Raw genomic sequence first — 22,960 nt, 5'->3', positions numbered from 1 at the left:
AAGTTTGGTTACTTTATAAAAGACGTCTTTTCTGTGAATTCAGAAAGGGCGTTTTTGTTTTTAGCATATAAAGAAGACACTAATTTCACAAATTCCCACTAATTTATTCTACTATTACTTTTTATCAATTAAATGATCACTCAAAATCTATATACTCTCCCTAACCTTTTTGGTTAGGCTGTTATATACCAACTCATACGAGTGAGTAATAAGTTCCTGTAACAGTTTTGGCTGCACATCGCTGTTTATTGCTACCGTGTTCCAGTGCTTTTTGCTCATGTGGTACCCGGGTTTAATACCTTCATATTCTTCACGAAGTTCCTCCGCCCTATCGGGGTCGCACTTTAGGTTAACGGCAGGTATATTGTTCTCCCAATTACTCAGTGAGCTCAGGGCAAATACCTTGCCTCCCACTTTAAATACCAGCGTATCTTCATCAAACGGAAAATGCTCCGTTACACCCTTTTTAGCAAGGCAAAAATCGTAGAAATCCTGAATAGTCATATTGTTAATATAGTGCTTGTCATACAAATTTAACTACTTCACTTATGTAATTTACTTGACTTAGTCAAGTAAATTACATAAGTTTGTCTCATGAAAAAATCAACTATAAACAATATCCGGGAATTCAACAGGCTATATGTAAACCTTTTGGGGGTATTGAATAGAGATGCACTTCATTTAAATTATTCTTTAACAGAACTAAGGATTGTTTACGAAATTAATTCGGCAGGTTCAACATCTGCAAAGAGTATTACAGAAACACTATCATTAGATGAAGGATATACCAGCAGGATTATTACAAAACTTTTAAAGGACAAAATTGTATCCAAAAAAAAGGATATTACCGATAAAAGGATATTTATACTTGAGTTAACCCAGGAGGGTTTACAATTAGTACAACAAATTGAAAAGCGTTCAGATGACCAGATAATAACACTGCTGAGCAATTTAAATGAAGAGGAAAAAGAGCGGTTTAGCGAACTGACAGTTGAATTAAAAACACTACTAAGTAAAAAGAAATGACTATAGCGGATATAAAATTTATAAAGGCCACTACTCCCGAAGAATTTGAGACCATTAAAGAACTATTTAGGGAGTATGGAAACTCATTAAACTTTTCGTTAGACTTTCAGGATTTTGAAAAAGAACTTATGACTGTACCCCAAAAGTATGCTTCACCCGAAGGTGTTGCGCTATTATGTTATTATCAAAATATAGCTGTGGGTTGTGTGGGCGTTAGAAAATTAGAAGAGAATATTGGCGAAGTAAAGCGGCTTTATGTTAAACCTGAATACAGAAGCCTAAAACTTGGAAAAAAACTAATGGAACTTGCTATTGAAGCCGCAGCAGAATTGGGTTACCAATCCATTCGGTTGGACAGCGTTAAAGAAATGGCAGCAGCAATAAACCTATATAAAAAAATGGGATTTTATGAAATTGAGGCTTACTGCTACAACCCTTTAGACAATCCGGTTTACATGGAAAAGAAATTAAACACCACCCTAATACTCTAAAAATCCAACACACTATACAAAATCGGTTTACTCGGACTGGCATCATTCTCAAAACTCGCAATTTGCAGGTTGAGCAAATAGGTTCCGTCTAAAACTGTATCGGGTATAAAAACCATTTCGGTAATGGTAGCACTGTGACGGGCATCGGCATTAAGATTATTTACATCTTTAACATTCCAAAAAGCTTTATGAGCTAATAGCAGGCCGTCGTCTTTTTCTTTATCTACACTGGGCAGGTCTATCAGTAAATGTTCAATTCCTAACTCTCTGATATATGTTGCCGCAGCTTCTTCCAGATAAGGCGGATTGCTGTTACTGTAGTTTTTATGCTGCTTAGCGTTATTATTCGGCAGCGTGCGTATTACAATCGCCTCGGGAGACTTTCCATTAAGAGCACTCTCAATTTGAGATCGGGTAATTATAAGGTCGTTGTCAACAGATTCAGGCGTAACCGAAATGAGTTCAGCTACAAAAAAGAATCGCTTTAAGGCGCGGTTAACACTGTAAAATTCTTTGGTAATATGTCCCAAGCATTCGGTGTGTGTACCATGCGCATGGGGATTGAACTGTATGTTATTGAAATTGGTAGAAGATCCTTCCGATACTTTACCAACCCAACTACCCATAGTTACAGGCTCTATTTGTGGCTGGTCTAAATACCAGGCAATAGGATTGCTGCCGTTTGCAGTTAGGGGCAGCGAAATATCTATAGGATGTAAAAGATCAAAGTTATAGCCGTTTACAGTTGCAAGCATTGTAATAGTTTTTATACAAAATAAAGAAATCTATTTAGCATTTAGGGCAAAATAATGTATTATTGCTACAAAATAGCAACATGCAAAACAGCCTGAAAAGCACAAACTACCCTATAGAATTTATGCGCATTGCAGGGGTTATACTCATTACATTTACCCACATAAAGCATGATTTTACTACCGGGACCGTTTTTTTTGTATTAGAAGACCTGCCAAAATTTGGCACTATGGTTCTCTCTGTAATATCGGGCTATTTATATTACAATTACAGATATGACGCTAACCTGCTCTCTAAAAAAATAAAAAGCCTGCTCATTCCTTATCTCATTGCAAACATAGCCGTGTTGCTCCCTGTATTGCTTATAAAGGCTACAGGATATAACTTTCTCAATCGGCTTACTTATGACTCTTCGCTTATTACCGAAGGGCTTTTTGCACTCACTTCACCTCCTATAAATCCGCCAACATATTTTATACGCGACCTGTTCATAATATTCTGTTTCCTCAGCCTGATACATAAAGATTACAGGGCGTTACTGTTTATACTTCCTCTGTTGTTTTTCGGGAAAATTTTTATACGGCTGGATGTTGTGCTGCTATTTATAATAGGCTTTATATCGCATAAATTTTCGTGGGATACAGCTAACCCTGTTTTAAAAAACATTCTTTTAGCTGCCGTAATAGCGTTATCTTATTTCTTTCTGAAAGAATATGATTTTTATAAGTATGCTATCGCACTATGTATTTTCTTAAATGTAGTAAACCTTAAATTTAGTTTTATAAAAACCGGAGCCTATACTTATTTTTTGCATCTGTATCATAGCCCTGTAATCATATTTATCTTTCCTGCGCTAAATCTTATTTATCCTAACCCCTATTTTTTAGCGGCAAGTCAGATCATTCTGGCTATATCTATTTGCTATGCAATGTTTAGAGTAATAAAAAAACTCAACTGGTCTTTTGTTGTAGGGAATCGTTTCTAAGCAACAAAAAACAGGTCGCTTGCCAAACCATCGGCAAGAAATTTACCTTCACGTGTGGTTTTAAGAACACCATCAGTAAGCGACAGTAAGCCCTGAATAATATAATCATTAGCCTCGCCTAACAAATATTCTTTAAAAGAAGTTCCAAACTCTGCTTCCACCCGGTTTACATCTACACCCCAAATGGTGCGAAGCCCTGTCATTACATATTCGTTATATCGGTCGGCAATTGTGAGTTGTTCTTTTTCGCAAGGCGGTGTACCAAGCTGAATATCTTTAATATAGAGAGTATTGTTGGCTATATTCCAGCTTCGGTTAATGCCGTCATAGCTATGTGCAGAAGGCCCTATGCCAATATATTTTTTCCCGAGCCAGTAAGCGGTATTGTTTTTAGAGAAATAGCCGGGTCTACCAAAGTTAGACAATTCATAATGTACAAAACCGTGTGCCTGCAAAACATCAGCCAAGAGTAAAAACTGCTCATGGGCAACTTCATCGCTGGGCTGTGGCACCGTGCCGTTCTTTACAAATTTGTGCAGGGCTGTTTTGGGTTCTACCGTTAGTGCATAGCTGCTAATATGTGGCACACCAAAACCAAGCGCTTTATTTATATTTTGCAGCCATCGTGTATTGCCCATGCCCGGAGTGCCATAAATAAGGTCTATAGAAATATTATCAAAATATTTCACAGCTTCAGCAAGACAGGCTTCGGCTTCGGCAGCGTTGTGTGCACGGTTCATCAGTATAAGGTCTTCTTCAAAAAAAGACTGTATGCCTATGCTAAGCCTGTTTATTGGTGAATTTGACAGTTGGATTATGCGGTCTTTAGAAAGATCGTCTGGGTTGGCTTCGAGTGTAATTTCGGGGTTATCGACTACCGAATAATTTTGATATACGGTATTGATAAGTTCCTCAATTTCGGCATTGGTAAGCACCGATGGTGTGCCTCCACCAAAATAAATGGTCTCTACAGTTATGCCTTCAAACTCTTTTTTGCGAAGTACGATCTCAGCAGCCAGTGCCGCCACCATATCATCCTTTTTTTTCAGGGAGGTAGAAAAGTGGAAATCGCAATAGGTGCACGCCTGCCTGCAAAAAGGAATGTGGATGTAAATACCTGCCATGCGGCAAAGTTACAACCTTTTTATTTCAAAAAATCTTCGCGAATGGGGCTAAACGCATCTATAAGCATGCCCGCTTCAAGGCAAACCACACCATGCCATACATTGGGCACTGCAAAAAAAGTATCACCTGCCCGCAGGATTTTTGCAACACCATCTACCGTTACCTCAAACTGGCCCGATGCCACAAAACTGGCCTGCGAATGGAAATGCTGATGCACTGCGCCTATACTGCCTTTTTCAAAAGCTACTTTTACCATCATCAGGGTGGTGTTATAACCTGTAATCTGGCGTTTAACTCCCTCGCCCACGACTTCCCATTCGTTATCGCTTTCAATAAAAAATGCTCCCGATTCTATTTTCATACTCCTGTTTGTTTACAGCAAAGTTACAACATAGATATAAAAAAACAGACCTGATAATTGCCGTAACGATTATCAGATCTGCAAGTCAAAAACCGGATATTTCCAATTTAGTAATTTATATAAACACGTTTAAAAACACCATCGGTAACGCGTATGCTTGTTTGGGTAAACGGATTAAAGGCAGTAAAAGAAAACGTACCTTCAATAGTGGTCGTTAAGGCTCCCACGGTTTTGCCTGTTATTTTTAATGTGCCTGACGTTGTTGCAAACGAAATGTCATTTAATGTTTCTGTTTCGAAAACCGACAATTCAAGCTTATTAGAGGCAGACGAGTTGGTAAAATTATAAGTACCCACTTCTGTGTACTCGTGATTTATGATCGTACTTATTGTGTATGGGCTATCGTTAGAGGCATACAGCGTTATATTATCTTCTGAAAAGAAACCGCCTGAACTATCGCCTGTTTCGGTAGCGCGCCATTGTGTTCCGTTGATTTTTGCCGAAACCTGCATACCCGGTATTTGTGGGGTAACATCCATATAGCTTACTGTAAAAGTACCGTCTACAGTAGAAAAATCACTGGTAATATCATACTTATCATTATACAGTTTACCCGAAAAAGTAACACTTACAGTCTTAGCCGTCTCGTCTAAAGACACCAGTTCAAAATTGAAATAGTTCGATTTATAATAATGATAGCTTGTCCTGCCCGGAACGGTAAGATCGGAAACATCATAAGTCATTACCTCTCTTAAATTACCATATTTATTAAACTGAACTACAATGGTTTGCCCATCGCTGTTAAATGCCGTTACGGCAATTAGGTCTTCGCTTTTTTGTGCTACAATATTAGTTACAGGAATCAATTGTCCATCCTGCGTATAACTAAATGTATCTCCGGATACATCATCGCCCACTACATTCACATCTTCCGAAGAACATCCTGTAATAGCAATGGCAAAAAACAATAACAACAAAGTACTTTTGAGGCTTTTCATAAAAATAATATATTGATTGTGTTAATTTTAACACAAATATATCTTTATTTTTTCACCCTACCCTCATTTTGTTTAACAAATGCATCCCATCCGCTATAACTTTTTCCTGTTGGCGTAGGCTTGCCTGTATTAAAAAAATGACATACTGCCGCCGCAAGACCATCAGTACTGTCCAGGTTTTTTGGCAGCTCTTTTAGCCCCAAAAGCTGTTGCAGCATTTTTGCCACCTGTTCTTTACTCGCAGCTCCGTTGCCGGTAATAGCCATTTTAATTTTTTTAGGCTCATACTCGGTTATAGGAATCTGTCGCGAAAGCCCTGCCGCCATAGCAACACCCTGTGCCCTGCCTAACTTAAGCATACTCTGCACGTTCTTTCCAAAAAAAGGAGCCTCAATAGCGATCTCGTCCGGATGATGGGTTTCTATAAGCTCTATGGTACGCTCAAAAATAATGCGGAGTTTTTTATAATGGTCGTCATACTTGCTTAGTTGAAGCTCGTTAAGCTGTAAAAACTCCATTTTTTTATTTACCACCTTTATAAGCCCAAAGCCCATAATGGTTGTACCGGGGTCTATACCTAATATAATGCGTTCGTTTGCCAATTTTATTTACTTTTGCCGGGATGTTTACCCTACCCCACAAAGCTAAACAATTACTTGTTGTTACGGCCAAACTTTTAATAGTGGGCGGTGCTTTTTATTTTATATACGACCGCATTGCTCAAAACGACGGGCTTGACTGGAGCCAGCTTACTAAAGTATTAACCGGTCCACAATCTTACACAATTGCCGCTGTTATTTTACTACTTAGTTTTTTAAACCGCTTTATAGAAATAGTCAAGTGGCAAAATTTGGTATCTCCTTTCAAAAAGATAACCTTAGGACAATCTACAGAACAGGTACTGGCATCGTTAACTGCCGGAATGTTTACACCCAATGGCATTGGCGAATATGCTGCCAAGGCACTATATTATAAAAAAGACCAGGCAAAAAACATTATTTTTCTCAACCTTGTGTGCAATGGCGCACAGCTTGTTATTGCCGTGCTTGCCGGCCTGATAGGGCTATTAGCATTCAATAACACTTACAGAGTAGTACCCAAAACACTTCTTATCATTATTATTGCAGGAATAGCAGGGCTTATAGTGGTTGTTTTTGCTTCGCGAAAAATCGCCATACGCGGTTACTCCATCCAAAAATTCTTCGAGAATATAAACAACCTTCCTAAAAACGTAAACCGCAAAAACCTTGCGCTTGCACTGTGCCGATATCTTAGCATAATGCACCAGCATTATTTTATTTTCTTACTGTTTGGCATAACACTGCCCTACCCTACTATGCTTGCAGCCATTATGGGAGTTTATTTTTTAGGGTCGTCATTACCTACTTTTCAGTTTTTAGATTTTGCCGTACGCGGAAGCCTTGCCGTATTTTTCTTTGGACTGATGGGCGTAAACGAATGGATAGTGGTTTTTGCAGCCACACTACAATGGCTGCTCAATATAGTTATACCTGTAGCATTGGGAAGCTATTATGTATTTAAGTTTAAAACAAACAAAATTTAGCCGTTTATTATTTTACATCAAGTATAACAGGTAATATAAACTGGCTTTTTACAGGCACACCTTCTTTTTGTGCAGGCTCTATTTTAGGAAAATCTACAAGGCGGGCTTTTAAAATACTGTCTATTTTTACAACATCATATTTAACACTGTCCTGTGGCAGTTGTGGTTCAAACTGTAGTGTGGCATCGGCAAATACAGTTACTTTTACCTGTATGGTGTCGGCTTCCGGATAGAGCATTGCAATAGTATCAGTATCGAGTTTTTCCTGTATAAGGCGTGCCATGGCACTAAAAAAACATTCGTTCTTAAGTTGCTTGTCAGTTATAACATCACATTCTGCAAGCGATGGATAACTGCTTACCTTCTTCCAGTCAATTTCTTTTAGCCTTTGCTCAAGAAGCTCATTCTCATCGGGCACCTGCTTATCAAAATACTGACAGGAAGCCAGGAGCAATAGTAAAAACAAAAAGGCTATTTTTTTCATTAACAGTGACAGCGTTATAACACCCAAAAATAAGGAAAATTTATTTAATAGTCCTTAGAGCACTTTACATCATAAAAAAAGCCCTTCAAGTTAATGAAGAGCTTTCTTTCCTACTGGCGGTCTGGACGGGACTCGAACCCGCGACCCCGTGCGTGACAGGCACGTATTCTAACCAACTGAACTACCAAACCAGTGCCTTATTGCGAGTGCAAATATAGTACTACTTTTTACATTTTCAAGCTTTTTTTATAAAAAAACTCACTTTTTTTTCAGTGTTTACAAGGGTTTTCGTCAACTACCAAACTAACAGCCTATTACATATTTTTTAAACCCTTAAACCCATTAAAATCAAAAAAGCCCTCCAAACTAATGGAAAGCTTTTCATTGGTCTAACTACTAAACCTACCGCTCTCGCGGCATAAACAACACAACTACCTTAAAGTTTCTGTCTTAAGAAACTTTATTGGGGCAAAAAAGCCTTTCTCATCGAAAGGCTTCCCCAACTAAGCGGTCTGGACGGGACTCGAACCCGCGACCCCGTGCGTGACAGGCACGTATTCTAACCAACTGAACTACCAAACCTGTGCTTTATTGCGGTTGCAAATATACAACCGTTTTTGAATCCTGCAAACGTTTTTTACAAAAAATCAAAAATATTTTCAAAACAACTAACCAAACTTTTGTTTTTCAACAAGATAGATAGTCATTATTTTTTCAAAACTTTCATGTACAGATACCGGCACATACTTAATTTGATATTGCATACAGGTATCGGCTACTTTTTTAAAGTAAGCAGCCACTTGTTTTTCGTATTCCTGCTTTACGTTTTCGGCAAAAAGGTTTACTTCCTCACCGCTTTCAAGATCAATAAATTTGCGCGGGGCATTGTCAAACTCAAAGCCAAGTTCTGTTTTTTTATCAATTACATGAAATAACACCACTTTGTGCTTATCGTGCTTTAAGTGCTGAAGGGCACTAAACAGTTCTTCGTCATTACCGGGTTGAAACATATCTGTAAACAATATGATCATCGAGCGCCTGTGCATTTTTTGAGCTATCTGGTGCAAAAAAGCAGTAGTTTGTGTGGCTTTACTACTCTTTGGTGTTGCCAGCACACCTTCAAGCTTATCTATAAGCATGCGATGGTGGCGTCCACTACCCTTTTCGGGGGCATAGTACTCATAATTATCCGAATATATACTTAAGCCAACAGCATCGCGCTGGCGTTTTAGCAAATCCATAAGCACTGCCGATGCCAGTACAGAAAACCCAATTTTATTTTCATAAAAAGGCTGTCCTTCTTTTAAAGCAGGATAATGCATGGACGACGAATTGTCTATAATAAGGTGGCAACGCAGATTGGTTTCTTCTTCATATCGTTTAGAATACAACCTGTCGGTACGCGCATACAATTTCCAGTCTATGCTTTTGGTACTTTCGCCGGGGTTATACACTTTATGCTCGGCAAACTCAGCAGAGAAACCATGAAAGGGACTTTTGTGCATGCCCGATATAAACCCTTCTACTATTTGGTTAGCCAAAAGTTCAAGGCTTTTAAATGCCGATATTTTTTGTAATTGCGAATCGATCTTCATATTTTTCAAATGTATGCAATTTGCAGACAAAAAGCCAAGCCAAACAATACACAAATTGTACTATTGCTCTGTCTAACCCTATTAATACAACCAATAATCAGAATTACTTATTGCAATAGGTTTTACACATGGTTTCTGCCTCGGCCTGCCCCATAGAAGCTATTTCTTTCCATGTAAGGCAGGCATTTTCTACATCGCCGGATTTATACAGCATAGCGGCCTTATTATAGATCGCATCAATATTCATGGGGTCCAGTTGATAGGCATACTCAAAAAGCTCAATAGCCTCTTTGTAGTCTTTATTCAAAATAGCCTTTAACCCTTCGTCAAAAGCTACTTTAGCAAGCCCTTTGTCAAACATTGAACCTCCCTGTTTTAAACGCACCGCACTTATATCATTTGTAAAATAGTAAAACCGTATACTATGATAAAAATAGTTGTCTCTGCTCATTAAGACAAAAGGCAACTCTACAGCATCATATGCCGCAAACTGATCAAGATTCCAGTTTTTATAACTCTTATCCAAAACCCTCTTTATAGTAGCTGCGGTCTCAGCATCGTGCGACTTAGAAGATGTAACAACGGTTTCCATTGTTTTAAGTTTCGGATGAAAAACTATCTTCCCTATAACAGCAAATTCTTTAAGGTTCTTTTTTAACGCTCTGTAAAGTTCTTCTTCCAGCCATATAGAGCAGGCAGGAGAAAAATATTTACTGGCTGTTACAATTGTTTGCCCATTACTTTTTTGTTTTTCTTTTTCCACCAGGGCATCTCTCCTAATCATGGTAAAACGTCTAATTTTATCATTAGAAACCTTACCATTCTTATCTGTTAATACTAGGGTATCCTTAGTAGCTTTCTCTATGGTATAAAATTTCAGGGCCGATGTGCGGATCACATTATTTGGCAAAGCATTATAGCTCACGCACGAAGACTTGTCATTGGCATTACGGTGTATAGCATCATACACAATACAAATTTCCTTTTTAGTAATCCTGTACTCTTTATAATCGGAGTCTTCTATAGTGGGCTCCAAAATTTTACTGCCATCTTTGAGTTCGGTATTTACAACTACCCAGTCGCCCGGAGGAAGAGAAATCGGTTGCTGTTGGGCATAGGAAAAGGCAACAAAAAACAACAAAATTAAATTTTTGCACATGCTAAACACAATTGATTGGTGGTTAGCAAATTTACTTTATTTTATCAATAATTTCCTGCATTGTGCTAAGTCCTTTATCCTGCAAATACCATTTTTGTAATTCGGTTTTAGCTTCGGCGGTAATAGCACCGTGTTTTTCTTTAAACTCCTTAATAAGGTTTGCACCGCCCTCCGGCCTTGGCCCCCAGCTTGCCTGTGGCTGTAATGTTTCTTTATCGAGCAATACCAGTTTTGGTATAGAACGCGCACCATTGGTTAGGTACAGGTCCATCAGCTCGGCATGGTCATCCCGCAGCACGATCTGCAGATCCAGTTTATCGGTTACCTGAGCCATTTTATTAATAACAGGAAGTATCTGGGCTGCATCGCCACACCATCCTTCAGACAACACCAACAAAACATGATCCTTATCAAGGCTTTCCAGCTTTTGCTGAATTTCGGCAGGTATTTTAATGGTCTTATCCAAACGGTTCATGCGCACCTCATTAAGAGTGGTGTAGTGCGTAAGATCTTCGCTTTGCGTATTGCCTGTGCTAAGCCCCTGTAAGAGTAGCTGCGAAACATGGTTTCTATATTCTGCATAAGTAAAGCTGTCTTTAAGACCGCTTTCTATAATGGTTTGTGTAGTTTCCATAATGTGTACTAAAACATAAAAATTTATACGCTTTTTAATACTTCAAAAAAAAGGCCATTTATAAAAAAGCAGTAATTTAGTCAGGAAATTTTTTACAAATGAAATTTGAAGGCAGTACAATTGGCATCATCCTTTCGGGTGGTGGCACAAAAGGCATAGCACATGCCGGGGTTTTAAAGTTTTTTGACGAAATAGGCCTTCGCCCGTCGCACATTGCAGGCACAAGCAGCGGAGCCATTGTATCTTCGCTTTATGCATGGGGCAAACAGCCCGAAGAAATACTGGATTTTTTTAAATCCATTTACTTTTTTCACTGGAAACACTTTACTTTCCGTAAGCCGGGTTTTATAGACTCAAGTGCTTTTAAAGACTATTTTAACGACATTTTTGGCACCTCTACACTGGGCGACCTGCCCTATAAAATGCACCTCACCGCTACCGATCTTGTTTCGGGCAAGCTGCGTATTTTTGGGTCGGAAACCAAAATAGCCGATGCCGTACTCGCATCATCGGCCTTTCCGGGTATTATATCGCCCTATGAAATAGACGGCAAACTCTACAGCGATGGCGGTATTATAAACCACTTCCCTACCGATATTTTACAGGGACGATGCGATAAGCTTATTGGCATTTATGTAAGCCCCATTCAAAAAATTGAAGCTGCCGACCTAAAATCGATAAAGTCTATTACCACCCGTGCCTACGATTTACTTTCGGCCAACAGCAATATGCAAAAATTTACACTGTGCGACTGGGTTATAAGTCCTGAAGAGCTGGCGTTGTACAGCACCTTTGAAACCAACAAGCAAAAAATGGATGAGATCTTTAACATTGGCTACGAGGCTGCCAAAAAGTCGTATGGAGAGGTTATTGTTTAAGGAATAGCGGGCTGCAAAATTCTATTTACACGAAAACTTTTATTGCTATATTTGCACAACTAAAAACAAACCCTGATGAAATACAACCGAATCCTGCTGAAACTAAGTGGTGAAGCTCTTATGGGCGAAAGACAATATGGCATAGACCCTGCAAGGCTTGCCGAGTATGCGCACGAAATTAAGCAAATACATGACCAAGGTGTGCAAATTGCCATAGTTATAGGTGGCGGTAACATCTTTAGGGGAGTATCCGGAGCCAGTAATGGCATGGACAGGGTTCAGGGAGATTACATGGGTATGCTTGCTACTGTTATAAATGGTATGGCACTACAGGGCGCCCTGGAAGATGTCGGTATGCAAACACGCCTGCAGACTGCATTAGAGATCAAAGCTATTGCCGAACCTTATATTAAAAGAAAAGCGGTTCGCCATCTTGAAAAAGGCCGTATCGTAATTTTTGGTGCAGGTACCGGTAACCCATATTTTACTACAGATACTGCCGCAGTACTTAGAGGTGTTGAAATTGAGGCCGACGTTATTTTAAAAGGAACACGAGTAGACGGTATTTATACTGCCGATCCTGAAAAAGACCCGTCTGCTACAAAATATGACACATTAACTTTTGCCGATGTGCTTGCTAAAGGCCTTAATGTAATGGACACTACAGCCTTTACACTTAGCCAGGAAAACGAGCTGCCTATTATAGTGTTTGACATGAACAAACCGGGCAACCTTGTAAAAGTGTGCCATGGCGAACTGGTTGGCACAACCGTAAACGTTTAATTTTTAAACTATAAAATAAAGATTAGAGAAACCTATGGAAGAGATAGATTTTATTTTAGATAGTACTAAAGAATTGATGGAAGGCTCTTTGAGCCACCTTGAAAAAGAATTTTTAAACATCCGTGCAGGCAAAGCAAGCCCTGCAATGCTGGGTGGTGTAAAGGTAGACTATTATGGAAGTGCAACACCGCTGTCTCAGGTAGCTAACATCAACACCCCCGATGCACGTACTATATCGGTTACACCGTGGGAAAAAAACATGTTGCACCCAATAGAGAAAGCTATTATGATAGCCAATCTTGGTTTTAACCCCATGAATAATGGCGATAATATAATCATCAGCGTTCCTGCCCTTACAGAAGAACGCAGGAGAGACCTTGTAAAGCAGGCTAAAAGTGAAGCTGAAGATGCTAAAATTGGTATCCGTAACGCACGTAAGGAAGCCAACACCGACATTAAGAAACTTGAAAAAGACGGACTTAGCGAAGATGTTTGCAAAGGAGCGGAAGAAGAAGTACAGGATCTTACAAATGCTTACATTAAAAAAGTAGACGAACTGCTTGTTGCTAAAGAAGCAGAGATCATGAAAGTATAAATTTAAAATCCGCCGATTGGCGGATTTTTTTTGCATCATAATTTTAACAAAAACTCGTTATCTTTACATCTAAATATCAAATACTATGGATATAGCTGCAACGAATAGCAGGCTTTTTAGAAACATTAAACCCATGTAAATATAAATTTTACAACAAGCGTAATATCAACATTTACATAAGTTATTACTCTTATGTACAATTACAAATATTATATACCAACAACACAACAATTTATATAATTGCCGTTATTAATACGCACAGCACCCCGTCATCATTAACGCTCTAAAATTCTCTTCAGAAGAAGAAACATGAAAATCCTCCCGTTTTTGTTATTACTTTTTACGCTTGGTACTGTGGCACAAAATGCCATTACCATTACCGTAAAAGATGCCGGAGACAACAGCTCGCTTCCTTTTGCAACCATTGCGGTCAACAATAAAAACTTCATTGCCGATGGCGACGGAAAACTGGTACTGCAACAACAGACTGCCTTTTTCATGGTGGGCTATACAGGCTACAAGCCTCAAAAAATAAATGTACAGCCCGGCGTTAAATTTTATCGCGTGGCACTGGTGCCTAAACCTGAGGTTTTAAAAGAAATGGTTATTAATGCCAGCAACCCAGCCCACGATATTATAAGCAAGACCATAAAACGCAAACAAGGCAACGACCCACAAACCAGATTGGAAAGCTTTAAGTATAAAACTTATGACCGACTTGTGGTTACTGCAAACCCCGATTCTTTGAGCGGAAAGCTTGACTCAGTTTTTGCTTACGAAAAAGTGGGAAGACGTTTCATGAAACTCGACTCGACTGCTTTTAAATTCAAAAAAATACTTTCTAAACAGCACCTGTATCAAACCGAGAAGGTATCTGAATTTAAATATAATAAAGAACAGGGACTTAAAGAAGAGGTACTTGCCACACGCATGGCAGGATTTAAACAGCCGCTGTATGAATTTATAGGCTTAAAACTTCAGTCGTATTCGGTTTATACCGATAAGGTTGAACTTTTTGAAACCAGATATGCCGGCCCTTTGGCCGATGATGCCCTGCAAAGATATAACTACAAAATTCTCGATACTGTTAGCCTGGAGAACAGGCAGGCCTATGTTATTTATTTTAGTCCAAGGCGCAACAAAAAGAATAAACTCAGTGGTGTGCTTTATATAGACACAGCAAACTATGGTGTGGCACAGGCAGTTTTTAAAGTAAAGAATGTAATGAACATTACCTCTACACATTATTTTACATATCAAGACAGCCTTAACCTGTGGTTTCCTGACCGAAAAACACTAAACATTGTAAAAGGGACCAATAAAGCCGACATTAAGATTTTAGGCGAAATTATAAAATTTGATACCGCAGAAAACCCTGAAGTACAGCGCGAAAAAGAACCTACAGACTATGTATATGTATATTCTGAATCGAACAATTTTGATAAAGAATATAACATTCCGGTTAGCATACAGCGAACATCTGTAGCTATAGAAATTAAAGAAAATGCCATCAACCGCCCCGAAGAATACTGGAACCGTTTCAGGCGGGATTCACTCGATGTGAGAAGCATAAAAACCTATGCGACCCTTGACAGCCTTGTAGCCAAAGACAACTGGGAAAAAATAATACAACTGGGAAGACGCGTATTAAACGGCTATGTACCTGTTGGCCCTATAGACTTAGACCTGCGCAGTATAGTTAAATACAACAATTATGAAGGATTCAGGCTGGGTATTGGGGGCATTACCAACGACAGGCTTTCGGAAATTTTCAGGATAAGTGCCTATGGAGCCTACGGCACTAAAGACGGACAGTTTAAATACAGCCTTGGTGCTGCTGTAAGGGTAGGCAAATTTTCAAATTCGTGGATAGGCGGATCGTATACTGATGATGTGAAGGAGATAGGAAGCACCTCTTTCGCTACAGATAAAAGGGTTTTTAAAATATATGACCCCCGCCCCATTAACGTATCTACTTTTTACAACCATCAAAGCTGGCAGGGCTATATAGAGACCAAACTGTTTCCTAAAACCGAAAGCATGTGGCAACTAACCCGCAGCCGTATAGAACCCAAGTTTGATTATACTTATAACCATAGCGGACATTTGTATAATGTTTTTGATATTACAACGGCATCGGTAGCCATACAGTGGAATCCTTTCAGTAATTTTATGCAAACTCCAAACGGGCGCATAGAAATAGAAAAGCGTTTCCCTAAGTTTGCTTTTCAGTACACACAATCGGTAGCAGGCGTTTTGGGCAGCGACTTTAACTTTGCAAAAGTAGACTTCAGGACCGAATATGAGCAAAAATATCTTAACGGTCAAAAAACGGCATTCCTTTTTCAAACAGGGCTTGCCATGGGCAATGTTCCATTAACGCATTTATATAGCACCTCGCCCAACAACCTCGATAAGAACGGTGTTATTGCCCGTATTACCTTTGCAGGCAAAAACAGTTTTGAAACGATGTATTTTAATGAGTTTTTTAGCAGCCGCTACCTCATGGTGCAGGCCAAACATGGCTTTAAACGTTTTACCATTTTCAGGAGCATAAAGCTTTCCCCTGTTTTGGTTAGCCGTTTTGCCTGGGGTGCCATGGACAACCTTGACGACCACACCGGATTGCAATACAATACATTGGAAAAAGGATATTATGAGAGCGGTTTCGAATTTAACGAAATATTCAAAGGGCTTGGCCTAACAGCTTTTTATCGCTATGGCCCTTATCATCTTCCACAGTTTGACAGGAATATTTCAGTAAAGCTATCCTATGTACTTAAATTGTTTTAAGAAGGCGTAATATATATTAGAAAAAAGACACGAATTTCACAAATTTTCGGATATGCCAATTTATGAAATTCGTGTTCGTTTTCTTAAGTAATCCAATAGTTAATTTTAATGCGATACAAACTTTAACCCTATTATAGAAGCTATAAGGGTGGCAAGAAAAAACAGCCTCCAAAAATCTGAGGGTTCTTTAAAAACAAAAATACCTACTAAAACAGTACCCACTGCCCCTACCCCTGTCCACACCGCATAGGCCGTACCAATAGGCAGGGTTTGTGTTGCCTTATACAACAATACCATGCTAATGGTTAGGCATACAAAAAAGCCTCCCATCCAGTAGTTAGATGCCATTCCTGTGGTTTCTTTTGCTTTGCCCAGGCACGATGCAAAACCTACTTCAAACAAGCCTGCAATAACAAGTAGTATCCAGTTCATTTTAAATATTTTTCTGTAAAAGCAAAGATAGCACATCTGTAAACCTTAGTTTACAAACATGCTATCTTTAAGAAAACTATTATTAATAACCTATGTACAACTATTGCTTAACGATCTTTTTAGTAACCGATTGGCCATTATTTGATATTTTCAGTAAATAAACACCTGCCTGAAGCTGTGCCATATCTAACTGCTGGTTCTTTAAAATGCCGCTACTAATCAGTTTGCCATCTATGGCATACAGCTCATAGTTTACAACATTATAGGCATGTGCAATGTTCAGCACATCACTTACAGGGTTAGGATACATTTTTACAAGTAACTGTTCATGCCTGTCTATGTTTGTAGTAAGCGAAACCCCATGAACACTAATGTTGTTAAAAGTAACACGATCGCCATTGTCTACTATCATGTCATTCCCTGTAAACCTAAGCCTTACCTTAAGGTTGGTGTTGTTATTAGCCTCTGCAATGCTGCTTAGATCTACTTCAAACAACTGATAATCTGAAGTTAAAGACATTGATGGATTTACCAATCCTACATTTTGCCAAACAGGATTAGAGGTGCTTACCGAATATTCAGCAACTACTGCACTTGCAGCACCTTCATCTTTAAGGGCAAATGCAAATTTAATATCCCTGTAACCTGTAGAAGGTATATTAAATATCATGGTGTTTTGCAATCCATCGCGCTGAAAAGGCTGCTTTATCTGCAATCCTTTCATATCGCTGTTGGCAAAAGCAAGATCATCATTAGCCTCCGGAATGTAGTTAATCTCGGTAGGGCTGTTCCTGCGCTCCATAGAAGCTTTGCGCCAGTTGGCATTGGCACTTGTAAACGGATATCCTGTTAAACACGATTGGTACTGCATGATAGCCCTACCCAAAGCAGAGAAAGTTGCATCGAGGTTTACAAGTGGGGTATCGTTAGCAACGTTACCGTCAAACATCCAAAAGTAAATAGGCTCCGATACATTTGTAACATCGGTAGGAACGAAATGTGCTGTAATATTAAAATCGGCGGCAGGCGTGTAAGTAACCTGAACATCTGTGCTGTTAATATCGCCTGTCCAGTGACTAAAAACATAGCCCGGTTGTGCAACGGCCTTTAGCGTTACAGGGATATTGCTAAAATATATACCTGTCCACGGATAAGGATGGGCATCTACCCCGGGGGTATTACCATTAATATTTATAGTATTTATAGAAATATACCCCTGGGAGTCGTCTTCAATATTTAGACTTGCATTAATATTTTGCTGAATATCGAATTTCTCTCTTATATGATCGCGCTGCACCGGCGGACGGTTATCAGCAAAACCCCTTATAGCCCCGGAATAATTATCCCAGGTTTGCATAGAACCCATAGCCCTCCAACGATCTATGTGGGCAGGCATTTCGGGAGCAAGATTATTCTTGTAGCCATCAAAAATAGCCTGCATTCTTGAAGGAAGAAAAGTGGTATTTAAAAGATCGGCAAACCTGTTAATAAAATAGTTTTTAAATTCTTCGTTCTCCAGCATTTTCCTCAATAAAATGGTAGACCACTCCGGATTAGGATATGCCGGCCCATCTACAGCCGTTGCATGGGCTAAATTATTGTGCGTGTAAGATGTAGCCAGTCCAAAACCAACATCGGTATCTTTCAGTGCCCATCTCCATCGGCCGTCATTTCCCGTAGCTGCATTAGGCACATAGGCGGCTGTTCTTTTCCTGTAAAGTTCTACGTTATTACTTGGCCAGTCGGTATTGTCTACAAAAATTTCTGTAATAAAATAATCGGCAAAATTTTCGGGGTCAAGCTGGGTTTTAATATAATCATAGTTTGCCTGATCTGCCAGTGAATTGTTCGTCACAAAACTAATCATATTGTCATAATGATCTGTTGTACCCTCTTTGGCCTCGATCATGCCTCCAATTTCCAAATGGTCTAACTCATCATCGTTAATATTGTAAACTCTCTTAAAATAGTGCTTATCATAGCGCTCTCTAAGATTGATTATTCCCCAATATTCTCCGTTAACGAATCCTATAACAGGTTTATAGTCCTGAGTGTCAAAATTTAAATGCTCTACACTTTTGTGTATAAAGGCATCAAGAAAATAAGTTACCTCTGTATCATTACCGGAATTCCTTAATATCAGTGTTTCAAAACCATTACTGTTTGTATCGCCAAAAAAAGGAAAAGCTAAATTTTGATTACCAAATTTATTACCATAAACTCTTAATGATTTATTAGGTAACGATCGTGTAAATCCTCCATGTATACGCAAGCCTACTTCCTGGCTAATAACTTCTTCACCGTTATTAAAATAGCTGAAATTTGCTTTTACTTCAGCAGCATCTCCTCTTCTAAGATAATTTGCAAGGCTCAAACCTATATCTGTTTCATCAGGATTGTTATTACGCCATTCATCAAAATCCTGTCCGGCTACATAAATTCCGTCCGAATAATCAAAAAGTTTATCTTCCCCTATGTTAACGGCAAGAACAGGAAAAGAAAACCTGCTGGCACCTTCAGGAGATACAAAGTAATTTTTTGTTATTACAGGGCTTGGCATAGCACCTTCTTTAATAACTTTTGCCCTTACAACCGTACTCTTAGGTATTTCATAACCGGGAATATAATAGGGTGCTGAGTGAAAAGTAGAGGAGATTGCCGATATTTTATTAGCAACGCCGTTTCTGTCCGTTATATTGATCCTTCCTGTATAGGCGTGAGTAATATAACTTTGCTCCAACAGCGGTCCGAAAGCATCACCCGGATTTTCGGGATATTGGTTTTTATAGTGATAAGTAGTACCCAACAGGTTATTTTCATCAGGTTCAGAACCATCAATCGTATACAATATTGTAGCTCCTGCACTGCCTGTTATCTCTAAAGTAAATTCGTCCTGGTAAAAGCCTGAAGGAACAGAGAAAACAGGTGCCTCTAAAATTTCTTCGTAGCCTGTTGTTGTATTGGCTGCACCCGGCGTAGGCTCGATGAATATTCTAAACGTGCTGGAACCATCGGGCTGCCTGCCATAGCTGTAGTTTTGCGGAATTATGATTGGGGCATACGTATCGGCCGTAGTGCCATTGGCAGCAGTTAGCGTTATGGTTTCTCCGCTGGCGCTTATTTTAAAGTTGGCGTGCAATGGCAAATCAGGGTTAGTGCGGTTTTTTTCAGAACACCAAACCAGCAAAAATTCGCCCGGTTGAATGGTCTTTGCAGGAAAAACCCATTTAAACGGATTGGTATTATCAGACAATCCGTATCCCTGTAAATTAATGCTCTGGGAACTGCCGTTATACAGCTCTACCCAGTCTTCATAGCTGCCGTCATCATCTGTATTTACAGCAGAATTTGAAGTGATTATCTCATTAATCACCAATGACTGAGCATAAAAGGGCGCAGTGATCAGCATCAATAAGATTAAAAAAATGTAGTTTTTTTTCATAGCGTTGTTTTAAAAAATGGTTAATGTGGTGCATGGCAAATTAACTATTATTTAATAAACAAATACTTATAAAACTTCATTTTTAGCAGTCTTTAAAGCGGTATCACTATTTTTTATGCATCTGTTATAATTAGTATGTTTAATTTTAAAAAATCGCATTTATGAGACTCAAAATGATTGATATACTCACATCTATATGCTCTTGTTTTTTTCAATAAGTCGTACCATATTCTTATTGAAAGTAGAAATTTGATCATTTAATGACGAAAAAAAGTCAAGATCGGCATTTTCTATTTCAACAATAGCTTTTTGCAAAACGATCCCTCCATTTTCCGTCAGGCTAATGGTTTTGGCCCGGGTATCTGTTTCATGTTCTTTGCGTGTTATAAATCCTTTATCCTGTAAAGTACGCAATACTTTAGATACCATCATCCTGTCGGCATTGCTTTGCCTGGCTATATCTGTTTGGGTTACTGCATTGCTTTTTTTTGAAAGCCATCCCAAAGCTGCTAACAATACAAACTGGGTTTGTGTAAGGTTTAAAGGGTCTAACACTTTTTTTTGCTTACGCTCCCAAAGCATGGTTACCTGCCCAAGCAAATAACCCGGACTATCGTTCGGGCTTTGAAAATGAAAATCTATTTCTTTAGACATAACGGCACTAAATTAAACTGTTGTAAGTATACACGCAATATTATTAAAAAGCCAACATCTAACGATAATTGGCTTTAGTATAAAATGAACTGATTTAGGCTGTCTCTAAAAAAGTAAGTTTATAGCCATCAATATCCTTTACATGAAAAGCCCGGCCAAAAGGTGTTTCTATAATAGGTCCGGCGGTAGTAACCCCGTTAGCAATAAACTTTTCTTTTAGCTCTTCTGCTTTTTCATTAATGGCAAACCAAATAGCCACGCCAACACCTAACTCCCTATCTTCAAGAGGTTCAAGCGGCGTACGGATAGCAAAACTTGCTTCTCCCTGATTGTATTTAAAAACACATGCCTGCGGGTTAGCGTTCCCTACTTCAAACCCCAACTTATTTTCATAAAAATCTTTTGATGCCTGCAAATCTTTTACCTGTAGCGATGCAAATGTTAATTGTCTCATGCTGAATAAAATTAAATTGTTGTCGCAAATATAATATTCGCGACAACAAAAAACAAATGATTTTATTTTTATCGGTGGTAGCATAAATAAACCATTAGTAACTGTTAGCTGAATCTTGCAAACAAAATAATATAGCTATTTAATGCTTTTTACTACATTTGCAGGCATTTGCAATTATTAAAAGCAAACAAGTACAAAACAAAGAGATATAATTCTTTAAAAATGAAGCACACTAAAATTAAAGACCTGCTTAACAGCACGAAGCCGATTGATGATGTAATTGTAAAAGGATGGGTAAGAACGTTTAGAAATAATCAGTTCCTGGCCATAAACGACGGGTCTGTAATACATAATATACAGGCGGTGGTTGATTTTGAGAACACCCCTGCCGAAACCCTTAAACGCCTTACAACAGGTGCCGCCGTTATGGTAAAAGGCAATCTTGCCGAAAGCCAGGGTGCAGGCCAGAAATTTGAGATTCAGGTAAAACAACTTGAAATATTGGGCGACAGCGACCCGGAAAAATTCCCGATGCAGCCTAAAAAACACTCACTGGAGTTTTTACGTGAAAATGCCCACCTGCGTGTGCGCACTAACGTGTTTGGTGCCATAATGAGGGTGCGCTCAGTATTGTCATTTGCCATACACCAGTACTTTCAGGAAAAAGGTTTTGTTTATGTAAACACCCCTATTATTACCGGTAGCGATGCCGAGGGTGCAGGCGAAATGTTCCAGGTAACGTCGTTGCCAATTGGTAACCCTCCTTTAAACGAAGAAGGTAAAATAGATTACAAACAGGACTTTTTTGGCAAGGAAACCAACCTTACTGTGAGTGGACAGCTTGAAGGCGAGACTTTTGCGATGGCTCTTGGACAGATATATACTTTTGGACCAACATTCAGGGCAGAGAATAGCAATACCAGCCGCCACCTTGCCGAGTTTTGGATGGTAGAGCCTGAGGTTGCCTTTAACAACCTGGACGACAACATGGACCTTGCCGAAGATTTTATACAGTATGTTATTAAATATGCACTGGATAAATGCCCGGACGACCTTGCTTTTTTAAACCAGCGTCTTGCCGACGAAGAGAAAACCAAACCTACTGCCGAGCGCAGCGAACTTGGGCTTCTTGAAAAACTTAACTTTGTATTAGAGAACAACTTTAAGCGTGTTAGCTATACTGAGGCTATAGACATCCTTAAAAACAGTAAGCCCAACAAAAACAAAAAGTTCAACTATATTATTGAAGAATGGGGTGCTGACCTGCAAAGTGAACACGAGCGCTACCTTGTAGAAAAGCACTTTAAATGCCCTGTAATTTTGTTTGACTATCCTGCAAAAATTAAAGCATTTTACATGAGGCTTAACGACGACAAAAAAACCGTTCGCGCCATGGACATTCTTTTCCCTGGTATTGGTGAGATCGTGGGTGGTTCTGAGCGTGAAGAGCGTCTTGACGTACTGCTTGAAAAAATTGCCGAACTTGGCATAGACGAAAAAGAACTGTGGTGGTATCTTGATACCCGCCGTTTTGGATCGGCTACACATGCCGGTTTCGGACTTGGTTTTGAGCGTTTGGTACTGTTCGTTACCGGTATGACAAACATCCGCGACGTGATTCCTTTCCCAAGAACACCGCAAAGCGCAGAGTTTTAATATACTCACTTAATAGTCATACAAAGACACTCGCAAAGAAGGTACAGAGTTACACAAAGAAAATAGGGTAATATCCTTTACATAAGAGAGCACATAGT

General features: G+C 39.1%; 23 protein-coding genes and 2 tRNA genes. 9 read left to right on the top strand and 16 right to left on the bottom strand.

The window, feature by feature from the left end:
* Positions 1–147: 147 nt before the first annotated feature.
* Positions 148–504, bottom strand: a complete 357-nt coding sequence (locus tag GR160_RS12765) for an MmcQ/YjbR family DNA-binding protein (protein ID WP_160750263.1) — start codon at positions 502–504, stop codon at positions 148–150.
* Between the two features lie 90 nt (positions 505–594).
* Here GR160_RS12765 and GR160_RS12760 point away from each other — a divergent pair, with 90 nt between their 5' ends.
* Positions 595–1,026, top strand: a complete 432-nt coding sequence (locus GR160_RS12760; protein ID WP_160750262.1) for a MarR family winged helix-turn-helix transcriptional regulator — start codon at positions 595–597, stop codon at positions 1,024–1,026.
* On the top strand, positions 1,023–1,517 hold the full coding sequence (locus GR160_RS12755) for a GNAT family N-acetyltransferase (protein WP_160750261.1): 495 nt from the start codon (positions 1,023–1,025) through the stop codon (positions 1,515–1,517). Before GR160_RS12760 ends, GR160_RS12755 begins: the two co-directional genes overlap by 4 nt.
* Here the strand turns inward: GR160_RS12755 and GR160_RS12750 are convergent.
* On the bottom strand, positions 1,514–2,272 hold the full coding sequence (locus tag GR160_RS12750; protein ID WP_160750260.1) for a cyclase family protein: 759 nt from the start codon (positions 2,270–2,272) through the stop codon (positions 1,514–1,516). The genes GR160_RS12755 and GR160_RS12750 overlap by 4 nt on opposite strands.
* Before the next feature lie 80 nt (positions 2,273–2,352).
* On the opposite strand from GR160_RS12750, the gene GR160_RS12745 reads away from it, so the two are divergent.
* Positions 2,353–3,255 (top strand): hypothetical protein, encoded by a 903-nt coding sequence (locus tag GR160_RS12745; protein WP_160750259.1) that lies wholly within the window; start codon positions 2,353–2,355, stop codon positions 3,253–3,255.
* Here GR160_RS12745 and hemW read toward each other — a convergent pair.
* The 4 genes from hemW to ruvC all read right to left on the bottom strand — a co-directional run bounded on the left by hemW (position 3,252) and on the right by ruvC (position 6,341).
* Complete coding sequence (gene hemW / locus GR160_RS12740) at positions 3,252–4,379, bottom strand: radical SAM family heme chaperone HemW (RefSeq protein WP_160750258.1); 1,128 nt, start codon at positions 4,377–4,379, stop codon at positions 3,252–3,254. The genes GR160_RS12745 and hemW overlap by 4 nt on opposite strands.
* A 20-nt stretch (positions 4,380–4,399) precedes the next feature.
* Entirely contained in the window at positions 4,400–4,741 is a 342-nt protein-coding gene (locus GR160_RS12735; protein WP_160750257.1) for a cupin domain-containing protein, read from the bottom strand.
* 107 nt (positions 4,742–4,848) lie between these two features.
* Positions 4,849–5,739, bottom strand: coding sequence for a DUF6252 family protein (locus tag GR160_RS12730; protein ID WP_160750256.1), 891 nt, complete (start codon positions 5,737–5,739; stop codon positions 4,849–4,851).
* Positions 5,740–5,783: 44 nt separating this feature from the next.
* Positions 5,784–6,341, bottom strand: coding sequence for a crossover junction endodeoxyribonuclease RuvC (gene ruvC / locus GR160_RS12725; RefSeq protein ID WP_160750255.1), 558 nt, complete (start codon positions 6,339–6,341; stop codon positions 5,784–5,786).
* A gap of 20 nt (positions 6,342–6,361) precedes the next feature.
* Here ruvC and GR160_RS12720 point away from each other — a divergent pair, with 20 nt between their 5' ends.
* Entirely contained in the window at positions 6,362–7,303 is a 942-nt protein-coding gene (locus GR160_RS12720; protein WP_160750254.1) for a lysylphosphatidylglycerol synthase domain-containing protein, read from the top strand.
* A gap of 7 nt (positions 7,304–7,310) precedes the next feature.
* Here GR160_RS12720 and GR160_RS12715 read toward each other — a convergent pair whose 3' ends face one another.
* From GR160_RS12715 to GR160_RS12690, 6 genes are all read right to left on the bottom strand, one after another.
* Positions 7,311–7,787, bottom strand: coding sequence for a hypothetical protein (locus tag GR160_RS12715; RefSeq protein WP_160750253.1), 477 nt, complete (start codon positions 7,785–7,787; stop codon positions 7,311–7,313).
* Positions 7,788–7,901: 114 nt separating this feature from the next.
* Positions 7,902–7,978 (bottom strand) — tRNA-Asp (locus tag GR160_RS12710).
* Between the two features lie 317 nt (positions 7,979–8,295).
* Positions 8,296–8,369, bottom strand: a tRNA-Asp gene (locus GR160_RS12705).
* A gap of 86 nt (positions 8,370–8,455) precedes the next feature.
* Entirely contained in the window at positions 8,456–9,382 is a 927-nt protein-coding gene (locus tag GR160_RS12700; protein ID WP_160750252.1) for a DUF58 domain-containing protein, read from the bottom strand.
* 103 nt (positions 9,383–9,485) lie between these two features.
* Complete coding sequence (locus GR160_RS12695) at positions 9,486–10,523, bottom strand: tetratricopeptide repeat protein (protein ID WP_237421223.1); 1,038 nt, start codon at positions 10,521–10,523, stop codon at positions 9,486–9,488.
* A 49-nt stretch (positions 10,524–10,572) separates the two neighbouring features.
* Positions 10,573–11,175, bottom strand: coding sequence for a thioredoxin family protein (locus GR160_RS12690; RefSeq protein WP_160750250.1), 603 nt, complete (start codon positions 11,173–11,175; stop codon positions 10,573–10,575).
* A gap of 98 nt (positions 11,176–11,273) precedes the next feature.
* On the opposite strand from GR160_RS12690, the gene GR160_RS12685 reads away from it, so the two are divergent.
* From GR160_RS12685 to GR160_RS12670, 4 genes are all read left to right on the top strand, one after another.
* Positions 11,274–12,053: a patatin-like phospholipase family protein gene (locus tag GR160_RS12685; protein ID WP_160750249.1), complete on the top strand. Its 780-nt coding sequence runs from the start codon at positions 11,274–11,276 to the stop codon at positions 12,051–12,053.
* Positions 12,054–12,128: 75 nt separating this feature from the next.
* Entirely contained in the window at positions 12,129–12,836 is a 708-nt protein-coding gene (gene pyrH, locus GR160_RS12680; protein ID WP_160750248.1) for a UMP kinase, read from the top strand.
* 34 nt (positions 12,837–12,870) lie between these two features.
* A complete protein-coding gene (frr, locus tag GR160_RS12675) occupies positions 12,871–13,431 on the top strand; it encodes a ribosome recycling factor (RefSeq protein ID WP_160750247.1) in 561 nt (186 codons plus the stop codon).
* A gap of 309 nt (positions 13,432–13,740) precedes the next feature.
* Positions 13,741–16,224, top strand: a complete 2,484-nt coding sequence (locus GR160_RS12670) for a DUF5686 family protein (protein ID WP_160750246.1) — start codon at positions 13,741–13,743, stop codon at positions 16,222–16,224.
* A 105-nt stretch (positions 16,225–16,329) separates the two neighbouring features.
* Here GR160_RS12670 and GR160_RS12665 read toward each other — a convergent pair whose 3' ends face one another.
* The 4 genes from GR160_RS12665 to GR160_RS12650 all read right to left on the bottom strand — a co-directional run bounded on the left by GR160_RS12665 (position 16,330) and on the right by GR160_RS12650 (position 21,206).
* Entirely contained in the window at positions 16,330–16,656 is a 327-nt protein-coding gene (locus GR160_RS12665) for a multidrug efflux SMR transporter (RefSeq protein WP_160750245.1), read from the bottom strand.
* 100 nt (positions 16,657–16,756) lie between these two features.
* Positions 16,757–20,098 carry a CotH kinase family protein gene (locus tag GR160_RS12660; RefSeq protein ID WP_160750244.1) on the bottom strand — a complete coding sequence of 1,114 codons (3,342 nt, stop codon included), beginning with the start codon at positions 20,096–20,098 and terminating at the stop codon, positions 16,757–16,759.
* Positions 20,099–20,290: 192 nt separating this feature from the next.
* Entirely contained in the window at positions 20,291–20,752 is a 462-nt protein-coding gene (locus GR160_RS12655) for a MarR family winged helix-turn-helix transcriptional regulator (protein ID WP_160750243.1), read from the bottom strand.
* A 94-nt stretch (positions 20,753–20,846) separates the two neighbouring features.
* Positions 20,847–21,206, bottom strand: coding sequence for a VOC family protein (locus GR160_RS12650; protein ID WP_160750242.1), 360 nt, complete (start codon positions 21,204–21,206; stop codon positions 20,847–20,849).
* Positions 21,207–21,428: 222 nt separating this feature from the next.
* Here GR160_RS12650 and asnS point away from each other — a divergent pair, with 222 nt between their 5' ends.
* On the top strand, positions 21,429–22,862 hold the full coding sequence (asnS, locus tag GR160_RS12645; RefSeq protein WP_160750241.1) for an asparagine--tRNA ligase: 1,434 nt from the start codon (positions 21,429–21,431) through the stop codon (positions 22,860–22,862).
* Positions 22,863–22,960 lie beyond the last annotated feature (98 nt).

This window comes from Flavobacterium sp. Sd200 (assembly GCF_009826935.1).
In the GTDB taxonomy this organism is placed as follows: Bacteria; Bacteroidota; Bacteroidia; order Flavobacteriales; family Flavobacteriaceae; genus Flavobacterium.
Note: the sequence above shows the minus strand (reverse complement) of the source record. Positions and strands in the feature narration are given on the sequence as shown.